The 13,421-nt window shown below is 73.0% G+C and carries 13 protein-coding genes and 1 riboswitch; of the genes, 11 read left to right on the forward strand and 2 right to left on the reverse strand.

Features of this window, described 5'->3' with window-relative positions:
* The first annotated feature begins 312 nt into the window (after nt 1-312).
* The 11 genes from VQ02_RS18950 to VQ02_RS19000 all read left to right on the forward strand — a co-directional run bounded on the left by VQ02_RS18950 (nt 313) and on the right by VQ02_RS19000 (nt 12,646).
* The gene (locus VQ02_RS18950) at nt 313-1,116 is read left to right on the forward strand and encodes an undecaprenyl-diphosphate phosphatase (protein ID WP_048445765.1); all 804 of its coding nucleotides are present in this window, start codon (nt 313-315) and stop codon (nt 1,114-1,116) included.
* 109 nt (nt 1,117-1,225) lie between these two features.
* Nucleotides 1,226-3,040 carry a methylmalonyl-CoA mutase family protein gene (locus tag VQ02_RS18955; protein ID WP_048445766.1) on the forward strand — a complete coding sequence of 605 codons (1,815 nt, stop codon included), beginning with the start codon at nt 1,226-1,228 and terminating at the stop codon, nt 3,038-3,040.
* Between the two features lie 97 nt (nt 3,041-3,137).
* Nucleotides 3,138-3,590 carry a DNA polymerase III subunit chi gene (locus tag VQ02_RS18960; protein ID WP_048445767.1) on the forward strand — a complete coding sequence of 151 codons (453 nt, stop codon included), beginning with the start codon at nt 3,138-3,140 and terminating at the stop codon, nt 3,588-3,590.
* A gap of 33 nt (nt 3,591-3,623) precedes the next feature.
* On the forward strand, nt 3,624-5,177 hold the full coding sequence (locus VQ02_RS18965) for a S10 family peptidase (RefSeq protein ID WP_048445768.1): 1,554 nt from the start codon (nt 3,624-3,626) through the stop codon (nt 5,175-5,177).
* Nucleotides 5,178-5,190: 13 nt separating this feature from the next.
* Nucleotides 5,191-5,550 carry a hypothetical protein gene (locus tag VQ02_RS18970; RefSeq protein WP_048445769.1) on the forward strand — a complete coding sequence of 120 codons (360 nt, stop codon included), beginning with the start codon at nt 5,191-5,193 and terminating at the stop codon, nt 5,548-5,550.
* Nucleotides 5,551-5,673: 123 nt separating this feature from the next.
* Nucleotides 5,674-6,771: an OpgC family protein gene (locus tag VQ02_RS18975; RefSeq protein ID WP_048445770.1), complete on the forward strand. Its 1,098-nt coding sequence runs from the start codon at nt 5,674-5,676 to the stop codon at nt 6,769-6,771.
* Nucleotides 6,732-7,598, forward strand: coding sequence for an SGNH/GDSL hydrolase family protein (locus VQ02_RS18980; protein ID WP_048445771.1), 867 nt, complete (start codon nt 6,732-6,734; stop codon nt 7,596-7,598). Before VQ02_RS18975 ends, VQ02_RS18980 begins: the two co-directional genes overlap by 40 nt.
* A gap of 48 nt (nt 7,599-7,646) precedes the next feature.
* Nucleotides 7,647-8,582: a TAXI family TRAP transporter solute-binding subunit gene (locus tag VQ02_RS18985; protein ID WP_048445772.1), complete on the forward strand. Its 936-nt coding sequence runs from the start codon at nt 7,647-7,649 to the stop codon at nt 8,580-8,582.
* Between the two features lie 90 nt (nt 8,583-8,672).
* A riboswitch (cobalamin riboswitch) is annotated at nt 8,673-8,878 on the forward strand.
* 239 nt (nt 8,879-9,117) lie between these two features.
* Complete coding sequence (locus VQ02_RS18990) at nt 9,118-11,244, forward strand: TonB-dependent siderophore receptor (protein ID WP_157080701.1); 2,127 nt, start codon at nt 9,118-9,120, stop codon at nt 11,242-11,244.
* Nucleotides 11,244-11,495, forward strand: a complete 252-nt coding sequence (locus VQ02_RS18995; RefSeq protein ID WP_048445773.1) for a hypothetical protein — start codon at nt 11,244-11,246, stop codon at nt 11,493-11,495. The genes VQ02_RS18990 and VQ02_RS18995 overlap by 1 nt, the downstream gene beginning before the upstream one ends.
* Entirely contained in the window at nt 11,492-12,646 is a 1,155-nt protein-coding gene (locus VQ02_RS19000; protein WP_048445774.1) for an acetyltransferase domain-containing protein, read from the forward strand. Before VQ02_RS18995 ends, VQ02_RS19000 begins: the two co-directional genes overlap by 4 nt.
* 53 nt (nt 12,647-12,699) lie before the next feature.
* Here the strand turns inward: VQ02_RS19000 and VQ02_RS19005 are convergent, their stop codons facing one another.
* Both VQ02_RS19005 and VQ02_RS19010 read right to left on the reverse strand, forming a co-directional pair.
* Nucleotides 12,700-12,897, reverse strand: a complete 198-nt coding sequence (locus VQ02_RS19005) for a hypothetical protein (protein WP_048445775.1) — start codon at nt 12,895-12,897, stop codon at nt 12,700-12,702.
* 93 nt (nt 12,898-12,990) lie between these two features.
* A complete protein-coding gene (locus VQ02_RS19010) occupies nt 12,991-13,353 on the reverse strand; it encodes a DUF6481 family protein (RefSeq protein WP_048445776.1) in 363 nt (120 codons plus the stop codon).
* Nucleotides 13,354-13,421 lie beyond the last annotated feature (68 nt).

The raw sequence follows: 13,421 nt of genomic DNA on the forward strand, positions 1-13,421 counted from the left end.
CTTAACACGGGTGCGAGGGGCTGGTAACCGAGCCTCAACCATGCCGGTGCGAGGCTGCGTGCCCGAGGCCGGGGCGGTCCGGCACCCCGGCCGGCAGGATTCGGCACCACAGACTTGCCACAGAGGTGGAGCCGTACCGGCGCGCGAGACGCGGGCACGGCGCTGAAGTCGGGTTCCGGGTTCCTCAATCCCCGCCGGACGCGGTCGAGACCGCCGCGGCGCGAGCACGAGAGCAGACGACATGACGACGGCGGGAAGACGGAGGGCGGGCGTGCCCGCGCGCGGATTCGGTTCGAGCCGGGGGGCGCGGTGATGGACGCAGCCAGCATCGGCAAGGCCGTGGTGCTCGCCCTCGTCGAGGGCGCCACCGAGTTCATCCCGGTCTCCTCGACCGGCCACCAGCTCCTCGTCGGGCACTTCATCGGCTTCGAGTCGCCCAACAACACCTTCGAGGTGCTGATCCAGCTCGGCGCCATCCTGGCCATCGTCGGGGTCTACTTCCGCCAGCTCGTCGACCTGCTCCTGCGGGCGCCGCGCGACCCGAACGCCCGCCGCTTCATCCTGGCGATCCTGATCGCGTTCCTGCCCGCCGCGATCATCGGCGGCCTGTTCTCGAAGTACATCAAGTTCTACCTGTTCAATCCCTGGATCATCTGCTCGACCCTGGTCGCCGGCGGCCTCGTGCTCCTCGTCATCGACGAAACCGAGATCGAGCAGAAATACGACGACGTGCACCAGTTCTCGCTGCCGATGGCGCTCAAGATCGGCTTGTTCCAGTGCCTGGCGATGATTCCGGGCGTGTCGCGCTCGGGCGCCACCATCGTGGGGGCGATGCTGATGGGCTCGGGCAAGCGCGCCGCCACCGAGTTCTCGTTCTACCTCGCGATGCCGACCATGGCAGGCGCCTTCGCCAAGGACCTGCTCGACAACTACAAGAACCTGTCGAAGGACGACGTCGGCCTGATCGCCATCGGCTTCGTGGTGGCGTTCCTGTCGGCCCTGTTCGTGGTCCGCAAGCTGCTCAACTACGTCTCCCGCCACGGCTTCTCGCTGTTCGCCTGGTGGCGCATCCTGGTCGGCGCGGCGGGCTTCGCCGGGCTGATCGTGTTCGGGTGAGGTGTTCGGGTGCGGTGCGGCGCGGACCCCGCGTGACGGCACTCGACCATCGGCGGGTCGCGCGGCTATGTCGTGGGTCAGGGAGAGACCCGCGCCACGAGGACCCGCCATGGACGATACGACGCTCGCCGCCGCGTTTCCGGCCGCCACCGAGGCGCAGTGGCGTGCCCTGGTCGATGGGGTGCTGAAGGGGGCCGACTTCGAGAAGCGCCTGGTGCGCCGCACGCCGGACGGCATCAAGGTCGCGCCGCTCTATCCCGCGGCCGAGGCCGTCCCCCAGCCCGGCCGCGCGCAGCCCGGCCGCTGGCGGGTGAGCCAGCGGGTCGACCACCCGGACCCGGCCGAGGCCAACGCCCTCGCGCTCGCCGACCTCGAGGGCGGCGCCGACGCCCTGACCCTGGTGATCGCCGGCGCGCCGGCCGCCCGCGGCTTCGGCCTGCCGGGGCCGGGCGCCCTCGACGCGGCGCTCGCCGGCGTGATGCTGCCGCTGATCGGCCTCAGGCTCGATGCCGGCGCGGCGGCGCCCGAGGCGGCCGGGGCCCTCGTCGCCTTGGCGAAGGCCCGCGGCGACGACCTCGCCGCCCTCGACATCGACCTCGGCATCGACCCCGTCGCGGTGCAGGCCGCCACCGGCGCGGCCCCGTCCTGGCCCGACCTCGCCGAGATCCTGCGCGACCTCGACGGAGCGGGCTTTTCCGGCCGCGCCTTCCTGGCCGATGCCCGGCCGTTCCACGAGGCGGGCGCCAGCGAGGCGGTGGAGCTGGCCGCCGTGCTGGCCGGCGCGCTCGCGACCCTGCGGGCCCTCGAGGCCGGCGGGCATCCGCTCGAGCGCGCCCGCGCCTCCCTGGCCTTCCTCCTGGTGGCCGATGCCGACGAGTTCCTGACGGTGGCCAAGATGCGGGCCCTGCGCCGGCTCTGGGCCCGGGTCGAGGAGGCCTGCGGCCTGTCCCCGGCTCCGATCCGCCTGCACGCCGAGACCGCCTGGCGCAGCACCACCCGGCGCGACCCCTGGGTCAACATGCTGCGGGCGACGACCGCCGCCTTCTCGGCCGGCCTCGGCGGGGCCGATTCCGTCACGGTGCTGCCCTTCACCGCGGCGCTGGGCCTGCCCGACGCCTTCGCGCGCCGCTGCGCCCGCAACACCCAGCACGTCCTCCTCGACGAGGCCAACCTCTGGCGTGTTGCCGACCCGGCCGCCGGCGCCGGCGGCTTCGAGGCCCTGACGGACGCGCTCTGCACCGAGGCCTGGGCGCAGTTCCAGGCCATCGAGCGGGAAGGGGGGCTCGCCGCGAGCCTGCGCTCCGGCGCCCTTCCGGGCCGCCTCGCCGCCCTGCGCCGGTCGCGCGACGCCGACCTCGCCACGCGGCGCCAGCCGATCACCGGCACCAGCGAGTTCCCGGACCTGCACGAGGCGCCCGTGGCGGTGCTGGCCCCCGCCCCGGCGGTGGCAGAGCCGGAGGGGGCGCTGCCGTCCCGGCGCTGGCCCGAGCCCTTCGAAGCCCTGCGCGACGCCTCCGACGCGGTCCTCGCGCGCACCGGCCGGCGCCCGCGGGTCTTCCTCGCCAATCTCGGCTCCTTGAGCGCCTTCAACACCCGCGCCACCTTCGCCCGCAACGCCTTCGAGGCCGGCGGGATCGAGGCGGTGACGAACGAGGGATTTCCGGATCACGCCGCCCTCGTGGCGGCATTCCGGGCCTCGGGCACGCCGCTCGCCTGCCTGTGCTCGTCGGACGCGGTCTACGCAAATGAGGCGGTGGCCGCCGCCGAGGCGCTGCGGGCCGCCGGCGCCGCCACGATCTTCCTCGCCGGAAAACCGGGCGATCTCGAGCCGGCGCTGCGGGCGGCCGGCGTCGCCCACGATCTCTACGCCGGCTGCAACCTCGTGGAGCTGCTGGAGCAGGCCCAGGCCGCCGCCACGCCGTGAGGCCGGACATCTCGTCGCTGGCCCGCGGCGCATCATCGGGCTCGGACGCGTCCCGGGCCGATGCCGTCCGGCCCGCCCCGCCCTATCTCTCACGGCTGTGACCGAGATCCTGTTCTACCACATGCAGCGCCAGCCCCTGGAGGCGGTGCTGCCGAGCCTCCTGGAAAAATCCCTGGAGCGGCAATGGCGCGTCGCCGTGCAGGCGACGAGCGAGGAGCGGCTCCAGGCCCTCGACGACCACCTCTGGGTCTTCTCGGACGAGAGCTTCCTGCCCCACGGCACCGACCGCGACCCCGATTGCGGCACCCAGCCCGTGGTGCTCACCCTGCGCGACGCCAACCCGAACGGCGCCTCGATCCGCTTCCTGGTCGAGGGGGCGCCCCTGCCCGACGACGCCGCCAGCTACCAGCGCATCTGCATCCTGTTCGACGGCACCGACCAGGACGCCCTGCTCCACGCCCGCGAGCAGTGGCGCGGCGCCAAGGAGGCCGGCCACGGCGTCGCCTACTGGCAGCAGGACGAGCGCGGCCGCTGGCAGAAGAAGGCCTGAGATCCGAAGGCACCGCCTCGGCGAGGAGACGTCATGACCCGCATCACGACCCGCATCCTCGCGCTCGCGGCGGCCCTGCTGCTCGGGCCCGGCCCGCTCCTCGCCCAGCCCGCCCGGCAGGAGGGCCGCCAAGAGAACCGTCAGGAGGCCCGCCAGCCCGAGGGCCGGCGCCTGCCGCCCGACGCGACGACGCAGCACAGCCTGACCCTGCCTGACGGCCGGACCCTGAACTTCACCGCGGTGGCCGGCAGCCTGCCGCTCGTCGACGAGTCGGGCAAGCTCCAGGCCGAGATCGCCTTCACGGCCTTCACCCTGCCGGGGCGGGAGGCCGTCACCCGGCCGGTGACCTTCGCGCTCAACGGCGGGCCGGGCGCGGCCTCGGCCTACCTCAACCTCGCGGCGGTCGGGCCCTGGCGCCTGCCCCTCGACGGGCCGAGCATCAGCCCCTCGGAGGCGCCGGTGACGGTGCCGAACGACGAGACCTGGCTCGACTTCACCGACCTCGTCTTCATCGACCCCGTCGGCACCGGCTACAGCCGCGGCGACGACGCGAAGCGCTACTACGCGGTGGAGAGCGACGCGGCCGTGCTGTCGGCGGCGATCGCCCGCTGGCTGCGCACCAACGACCGGCTCACCTCGCCGAAGTTCTTCGTCGGCGAGAGCTACGGCGGCTTTCGCGGGCCGCTCATCGCCCGCAAGCTGCAGGACGACGTCGGCGTCGGGCTCTCGGGGCTGGTGCTGCTCTCGCCGGTGCTCGATTTCGGCTACCTGCAGCCGCCGCGGCACAATCCCCTCGGGGCGGTGACGCGGCTGCCGTCCCTCGCCGCCGCCGGCCTCGAGCGGCGCGGCCTGACGCCCGACCCCGCCCGCATGGCGGAGGTCGAGGCCTACGCCACCGGTCCCTACCTCTCCGACCTCCTGCGCGGGCCCGGCGACGCCGCCGCCCTCGACCGGCTCACCGAGCGCGTCGCGGCCCTGACCGGGCTCGATCCCGCCCTGGTGCGCCGCCAAGCCGGCCGGGTGACCGCCTCGAGCTACCAGCGCGAGGCCGGCCGCGACGCAGGCCGGGTCGCGAGCGCCTACGACACCGGCGTCACCGGCTGGGACCCGGACCCGAGCGCGCCGCAGGGCCGGTTCGAGGACCCGATCCTCGCCGCCATGCAGGCGCCGCTCTCCAGCGCCATCGTCGACCTCACCGCCCGCACCCTGAACTGGCGCGTGCCGAACCTGCGCTACGAGCTTCTCAACAACGCGGTCAACGCCAGCTGGAGCTGGGGCGGGGGCCGCTCCCCGCCGGAGGTGGTGAGCGAGCTGCGCCAGGCCCTCGCCCTCGACGGGGCGATGCGGGTGCTCGTGACCCACGGCTACACCGACCTCGTCACGCCCTACTTCGCCTCGAAGTTGATCCTCGACCAGATGCCGGCGCTCGGCGGCGAGAAGCGCCTCGCCCTCGCGGTCTATCCCGGGGGCCACATGTTCTATTTCCGCCAGGAGTCGCGCGCGGCCTTGCGCAGGGACACGCTCCGCCTCTACGAGGCGGCCTTGGCCGCACGCCGGAACGTGACGGGTCAAGGACAGGGACGATGACGGGCGGGGGACGATGCGGCGGACGGTGATCGGGGTCGCCCTGATGAGCTTTGGCCTGGCCGGCTGCGGCGGGAGCACCGACCGGGCCGCCCCGCCGGTGACCATCGCGGCCCCGAAGCCGCCGCCGCCGGCCGGGCCTCCGGTCCTGGCGCCGGACGGCCGCTGCACCGGGCCGGTCCCAGCCGCCGCGACCGAGATCGCCCCGGGCATCGGCGAGTGCGAGCTGGTGCGGCTCAAGGGCCAGCCGCCGACCGACGTGCTGGTGGGAGAGAGCGGGCGGGGTCAGCGCGAGGTGCAGGTCCTCTACACCGAGCCCGGCGCGAAGGAGCTGTACTTCTTCGTCAACAACCGCCTCGACCGGATCGTCAAGTAGGGCAGGGCGCTCCCGACGCGGGTCGGTCGCGCCGCGACCGGGCCTTGGGCTAACTTCCCGCTGTCACGCGCGCCGCCTCGGTCCGGAGGCGCCCGGAGGCCTGCAAGAGGGACCACGAGCATCATGCGTGAACCGAATGCGGTCGATTTCTGGCGCGGCGTTGCCCTGATCACGATCTTCGTGAACCACATCCCGGGCAACGTCTTCCAGGACTACACCTATTCCCAGTACGGGATCTCGGACGCCGCCGAGCTGTTCGTGTTCCTGGCCGGGTGGTCGATCGGCATCGCGACCCGCGGCCGCGACGGCGTCCCGGAGCCGGCGGGCCGCACGGTGCTGCGGCTCCTCTCGCGCATGGTCGAGGTCTACCGGGCGCAGCTCGTCATCACCGCCATCGCGCTGGCTATGCTGGCGGGCGCCGCCCTCTACCTCGACAACCCGCTCCTGGTGGAGTGGCACAATGCCGGGCCGATCTTCAGCGACCCGATCCAGGCCACGGTCGGCTGGGTCACGCTGCTGCATCAGCTCGGCTTCTTCAACATCCTGCCGCTCTACGTGGTGCTGCTCGGCCTGGCGCCGGCCTTCGTGCTGCTGGCGCGGGTGCATCTCGGCCTGGCGCTCGGGATCTCGGTCCTCCTCTACGCCGTCAGCTTGGTGTTCGAGATCAACATCCCGAGCTGGCCGGTGGAGGGGCACTGGTTCTTCAACCCCCTGTGCTGGCAGCTGCTGCTGGTGCTCGGCTTCGCGGCGCACGAGTGGCGGCGCGGCTCGGAGCGCTTCCTGGTCTGGCGGCGGCGCCTCATGCCCCTCGGCGTGGTGATCGTGCTGGTGGGCGCCGTCCTGTCCTGGTTCAACCTGCGGCCCGACCCGCTGGCCGTGCCCGAGCCGCGACTCCTGTTCATCTTCGACAAGTCCTACCTCTCGCCCGCGAGGCTCGTGCACTTCCTGGGCGTGCTCCTCGCCTTCCAGGCGGTGTTCGGCCTGATCCAGCCCCGGACGCGCTGGCTCACCCGGCAGCTCGCCGCCCTCGGACGCAACTCCCTGGCGGTGTTCTCGGTCGGCTCGGTCGCCAGCCTCGGTGCACAACTGATTCGTTTCTGGACGGGGGGAGGTATCGCGACCGACGTTCTTGTCGTAGGGTGTGGCTTAGCCTGTCTCTCCTTCACCGCATGGTTCGTCGAATGGCGCACTCGCTCTCCCCGTCCCTCCTCGGCGGCGTGAGCCTTGCCATGGCGGCCTGCCTCGTCCTCCCCGCCCGGGCGCAGACGCCCCGGGAGCCGGCCCACGCCGAGATCCCGTCGCTGCAGGCCACCGCGCCGAGCCCGGACGCTCCGGATCCGAGCCTCTCGCCGGAATGCCGGGTGCCGGGCTCCAAGCTCTACACCCTCGCCAAGCTCAAGGCGGTCAAGAAGGCCCTGCGCGAGCACCGCGCCGTCCAGGTCCTGGCGATCGGCTCGACCTCCGGAGGGCTCGGCACCGCGGCGACCTACCCGGTGCGCCTCGAGGACGCCCTGACCCGCTCCCTGCCCGACATCGAGGTCACCGTCGAGAGCCGCGGCGTCTCCGGCGAGATCGCCTCCGGGGCGGCGGAGCGCCTGCGCAACTCCGTGGCCGAGCTCGAGCCCGACCTCGTGGTCTGGCAGGTCGGCGGCAACGACGCGCTCGCCCGGGTCGACATCGAGGAGTTCTCGCAGTCCCTCGCCGAGACGGTGGGCTGGATCAAGTCGCACGGCATCGACGTGGTGCTGGTCGATCCGCAATACACCGCGAGCCTCGCCAAGGACGACTACTACCGCCAGTTCGTGCAGGCGATCCAGAAAGTCGCCGAGCGCGAGCAGGTGCCGCTGGTCCAGCGCTACGAGGCGATGCGCTACCTCGCCACCCGGGCCATCAGCGCCCCCAAGGGCGAGGCGGCGCAGGCGGGCGCGGGCTTCCGCCTCGCCGATCTCGGCTATCGCTGCATGGCCGAGCACGTCACCCGGGCGATCACCGTCTCGCTGCTCCAGCCCGACGGCGCGCCCGCGCCGGTCCCGCCCGCTGCCCACTGAACCTCGACCCCGGGACGGCGACACCGTAGCGGAGGCGCGTCCGACCCGATGAGATTCTGGCTGATCGCCGCCGCCGCGTGGGCCGGCCTGCTCGGATCGCCGCCCGCGGCCCGGGCCGAGGAGCCCCTGCGCCTCGTCCTCGCGACGGCGACGCCCGGCGGCGGCTTCCCGGCCTACGGCGAGGCACTGGCCGCGGCGATCCGCGAGGTGAGCCCCGAGATCATCCTCGACCTGCGCCCCAGCAAGGGTTCGACCGAGAACCTCATCCTGCTGCGCGCCGGCCAGGTCGATCTCGGCCTCGTCCAGGGCGAGTACGCCTACGAGGCCCTGGCCGCGCAGGGGGCGCCGGCCCTAACCGTGGTCGCCCCCGTCTACCCGGCGCCGGGCCTGTTCGTCGTGCTGCCCGACAGCCCGGTCCGCCATGTGGGCGACCTACGCGGGCGGGCGGTGGCGCTCGGCACGAGCAGCTCCGGCCTCACCGCCATGGGCCGGACCGTGCTGCGCGGCTCCGGCCTCGACCCCGAGCGCGACATCCGGCCGATCCTTCTCGCCCATGCCGGCGACGGGCCGGCGATGGTGCGCGACGGCAGGGCCGCGGCGCTCTGGGGCGGCGGCACCGGCTGGCCCGGCTTCCGGGTGCTGGCCGAGGCGCCGGGCGGGGCCCGCTTCCTCGGCCCCTCCGCGTCGGCCATCGCCGCGATCCTGGCGGCGAGCCCGTCGCTGCGGCGGATGACCGTCCCGCCCGACACCTTCCCGGGCCAGGGCGAGGCGATCGAGACGGTGGGCTCGTGGAGCTTCATCCTCGGCAGGCCCGGACTCGACCCGGTCGCCGTCGCCCGCCTCGTCGGGGCGATCGACCGGGCGCGGGCCGCCCTCGCCCGCCGCCTCCCGCACGAGCGTCCGAGCGACCCGCGTGATCTGAAGGAGGCGGTCCCGGCGGAATGGCTGAACCCGGCGACGGCGGCCTTCCTGCGCGACCAATAGGCCGTGACCCCGGTGTGTCGCCGCGGACACAAACATTGCAACATTATTATGTTTCGTTTCCGCCGTGTTGCGCTGCGGCAGGCGGCCTGTCATGGTGAGCCGTGCCAAGGTTCCCCGGGCGCGAGCCCGAGGGCGAAGAGGGAATCCGGTGAGCTCCTCGCGGGCGAATCCGAGGCTGCCCCCGCAACTGTGAGCGGAGAGTTCCCGCCGCCGACTGTCACTGGTGCGCCGCATCGGGAAGGCCGCACGGGAGCGACGATCCGCGAGCCAGGAGACCTGCCAGCAAGGAGACCTACCTTGCGCCCGCGCCTCCCGGCGCGGTCACGTCCCGCGGGCGGTGGGCCCGGGGAGCGCTCGGGCCCGACGGCCGCGCGACAGCGCGGCTGAGCGCCCCGCCGCTCGCCCGGACCGCTCCTGCGGCAACCATCGAGTGTGTGTCGTGAAACGTCGTTCGCCGCTCCACCGCCCCACCTCCACGGCCTCCCGCCCTCGCCGGCAGGGCGCCACCCGGACGACCGGGCTCCTGGCGGGCGCCGTGGCCCTCGGCCTCGGGGCGCCCGCCGCCCGGGGCCAGGAGACCATCGCCCTCGACGAGGTCGTGGTCGAAGGTCCGCGGAACCCGGCACCGGGCCTCCCGACCGCGCCGACCACGGCCGCCGGGACGATCGGCCTGATCGGGCCGACCGCGGGCTTTCGTGCCGACCGCGCCGTCAGCGCGACCCGGACCGACACGCCCCAGCGCGACGTGCCGCAGGTCGTCACCGTCGCTCCCCGCGAGGTCATCACCGACCTCGCCGCAACCCGCGTCGACCGCGTCCTCAGCTACACGCCGGGCGTCGCGCAGCAGAACAATTTCGGCGGCCTGACCATCTTCAGCTACGCCATCCGGGGCGTGACCACCTCGGAGATCTACAAGAACGGCTTCCCGCTCAACCGCGGCTTCCCGCCCCCGCCCGACACCCAGAACGTCGAGCGGATCGAGGTGCTCAAGGGCCCCGGCGGCGGCCTGTTCGGGCGCAGCGACCCGGGCGGCCTCGTCAACATCATCACCAAGCAGCCGACGCGCGAGCGCTTCATCGAGATGGGCGGGCTATGGGGCTCGTTCGAGCAGTTCCGCGGCACGGTCGATTCCGGCGGCAGCCTCAACGAGGACGGCACGCTGCTCTACCGCTTCAACTTCGCGGCCGGGCGCCAGAACAGCTTTCGCGATTTCGTCGACGGCGACCGGCTGTTCGTCGCCCCGGTCGTGAGCTGGCAGGTCACCCCCGACACGAGGGTGACCGTCGAGACCGAGTTCCTGCGCAACCGCACGGTGTTCGACCGCGGCGTCATCGCGATCAACAACCGGCTCGGGGCCTTGCCGATCTCGCGCTTCCTCAGCGAGCCGGGCCAGAGCATCGATCAATCCAACGATTCGATGCAGATCCGGGTCGACCACCGCTTCGACGCCGACTGGCAGATGCGGCTGTCCACCTATCTCAACTCCAATTCGCTCTCCGGCGAGGCGGTCGAGGTGCGGGGCATCGCCGCCGACAACCGCACCGTCCTGCGCGACCGCAACTACCGCAACTACAGCGCGGACGTGGCCCTCGGCCAGGCCGAGCTGGTCGGGCGCTTCGACACCGCCGGGATCGGCCACATCCTGCTCCTCGGCTTCGAGCGCGAGAGCACCGACGGCCGCTACCAGCAGGTCCGGTCCCGCTTCCGCCAGGATCCCTACTCCCTCGACATCTACGCCCCGGTCTACGGCCGGCCGGCCCCGCCTTACGCCTTCCAGACCAACGGCGTCGAGCGGGTCACCAACACCGCGCTCTACGCCCAGGACCAGATCGCGCTGGCGCCCGAATGGAAGGCGCTGCTGGGCGTGCGCTTCGACTTCTTCGAGCAGTCGTTCCGGGAGCGCACCACCGGCGTCCAGACCGACCAGACCTATTTCGCCGCGACGCCCCGGGCCGGCCTCGTCTACCAGCCGCTGCCGGAGCTCTCGCTCTACGCCAATGTCGGCACGAGCTTCCGGCCCAATATCGGGCCCGACGCCGCCGCCTCGTCGTTCAACGGCCCGTTCGCGCCGGAGACCGGCCTCGGCTACGAGGTCGGCACGAAGCTCGACCTGTTCGGGGGCGCCTTGAGCCTCACCGGCGCCGCCTTCCGGGTCGAGCGCCAGAACGTGCTCACCGCCGATCCCGCCAATCCCGGGTTCTCGATCGCCGCCGGTGCCGTGCGCAGCCAGGGCTTCGAGTTCACGGCGGCCGGCCAGCTCTCGCCGTCGGTCAAGGTCCTGGCCGGCTACGTCTTTGCCGACGCGGTCGTCACCAAGGACAACGTCTTGCCGGTCGGTGCGCCCCTGATCAACGTGCCGCGCCACAGCGGCAGCCTGCTCGCGGTCCACGAGGCGCAGGAGGGGCCCTGGAAGGGCTTCGGCCTCGGTGGCGGCGTGCGCGCGGTCGGCGAGCGGGCGGGCGACGCCGCCGGCAGCGCCTTCCGGCTGCCGGCCTACATCGCCGTCGACGCGCTCGCCTATTACCGCTGGGAGAACGTTCGCTTCGGCCTCAACGTCGAGAACATCTTCGACACCACCTACTACGAGAGCTCGCTCAGCGCCCTGCGGGTCTTCCCCGGGTCGCCGCGGCGCTTCACCGGCACCCTGTCGGTGCGCTTCTGATGCGGCCCTCCGCCCCGACCCTGCGCAAGGGCGATGCCGGCCGGAATGCGGCCGCCGCCCGCGCCCGCCGCTACCGCCAGGACCTCGCGCCGGTGCTGGCGGCGATCGCCGCCGAGGCCGGGCCGACGCCCGAGCGGATCGCCTCGTTCCTGACGCGATGCGGCGTGCGCAAGCCGCGCGGCGGCCGCGTCTGGACGCCGCCGGACGTGCGCCGGATCCTCTCCCGCCTCTCCGCCGAGCAACCGTCGTGACGGCACCGGAGATCCGCGGCCCGGCGCCGCGCATCGGCTCGATCGACGCCCTGCGGGGCCTCGTCATGCTGCTGATGCTGGTCGATCACGTGCGGGAATTCTTCTACCTGCACGCCCAGGTCCGCGACCCGATGGACCTCGCCGTCACGTCGCCCGGCCTCGTCGCGACGCGGCTGACCTCGCACCTGTGCGCGCCGGTCTTCCTCCTGCTCACCGGCCTCTCGGCGAGCCTCTACGCCGGCAAGCACGGCACCGGGGCGGCCGCGCGCTTCCTCGTCACCCGCGGCCTGTTCCTGATCGCCCTCGAGGTCACGCTGGTGAACCTCGCCTGGACCCGCCAGTTGCTGCCGCCGGTCCTCTACCTTCAGGTGATCTGGGCGATCGGCCTCAGCATGATCGCCCTCGCGGCGCTGCTCTGGCTGCCGCGCCTCGCCCTGGCGTCGGTCGCCCTGGCGATCATGCTCGGGCACAACCTCCTCGACGGGATCGTCCTCGCGCCGGACCAGGCCGGCTACGCGCTCTGGTCGATCCTGCATCAGCGGGGATTCCTGCCGCTGCCCTGGGGCGCGGCTCGCACCTCCTACCCGGTGCTGCCCTGGATCGGCGTCGCGGCGGCGGGCTACGCCCTCGGGCCCTGGTTCGCGGCGGAATGCCCGCCCGCGACGCGGCGGCAGCGCCTCTTCGCCCTCGGGGGCGCGGCGCTGGCGGGGTTCCTGGTGCTGCGGGGCCTCGACGGCTACGGCGAGCTGGTGCCGTGGCAGCCCGGCGCGAGTCCCGGTGCCACGATCCTGTCCATCCTCAACCTGACCAAGTACCCGCCCTCGGCGGGCTTCCTCCTGGTCACGCTCGGCCTCGGCCTCTGGCTCCTCGCCGCGTTCGAGGCCGTGCCGGCGTCCCGCCTGCGGGTTCTGCAGGTCTTCGGAGGAGCGCCGCTGTTCTTCTACCTCGTGCATCTCTGGCTGCTGCGGCTGGGCTACGACGCCCTCCTCGGCCTCGGTCTCGGCGTCGGCGCCTCCGGCCGGGTCGAGGCCGGCGGGCCGGCGCAGCTCTGGCTGACCGCGGCCCTGCTCAGCCTGCCGCTCTACGCCGCCTGCCGCTGGATGGTCGGCCTGAAGCGGCGCAGGGTCCATCCGGTGCTGAGCTATCTCTGACGGAGGGGTGGGCTCGCGCCGCACCCATCCTCGCCGGCTCGGGGACCTCGCGATCAGGACAGGGCGACGATCTCGCTCTCCCGGACCGCCCGCTCCCCGCGCTGCGACTTGATGCGGTACGAGGCCTCGCCGCTTCGGTCCTCCGGCATCAATCGGACGATCTCGAAGGCATCCATGTCGCTCGCCTGCGAGTCGGATGACCCGGACCGAACGATCTGCACGCGCTGGTGAAGCTTGAACTTGTGCGACACGCTGGGAATCCTCGTAGCGGGCGGAGGGTGTGCCGCCCGCGAACACGATCTGCGACGCCTCGGGGCGCCAGTGCGCTGGCGCGCCTTGAATCATCAGATGCGCTGGCGCGCCTTGCGGGCCGCGTAGCGGGCGTCGCGCGCCGCCTTCTGATCGACGCGCAGCTTCTCGGCTGCGGAGGCGGCCTCGGCGATGGAGCGCGCCTGCTCGGCCGCCGCGAGCTCGCGCAGGCGGACCTGCTCCGCCTCCGTGGAGGCGGCCTGTGCGAGGCGCGAGGCCTCCCGCTCGGCGAGGCGGGCGGTGCGCGCGTCGCTGATCGCCCGTCGCTCGGCCCGGCGTGCGGCCAGGGCCGGATCGTCGCTGGCCGCCACGGTCCTGAAGCGCGCCAGCATGGACTGCCTGGATGCGGCGGACGATTTCAGCCGGTCGCCGAGTGGTGCTTCCTTGAATCTGGCCATCTGGATCTCGCTCGCGTGTCATGCCGGCGCGCTCTCGCATCGATGCGAAAGCGTTCGGCGCATCAGCG

Source organism: Methylobacterium variabile (genome assembly GCF_001043975.1).
GTDB lineage: Bacteria > Pseudomonadota > Alphaproteobacteria > Rhizobiales > Beijerinckiaceae > Methylobacterium > Methylobacterium variabile.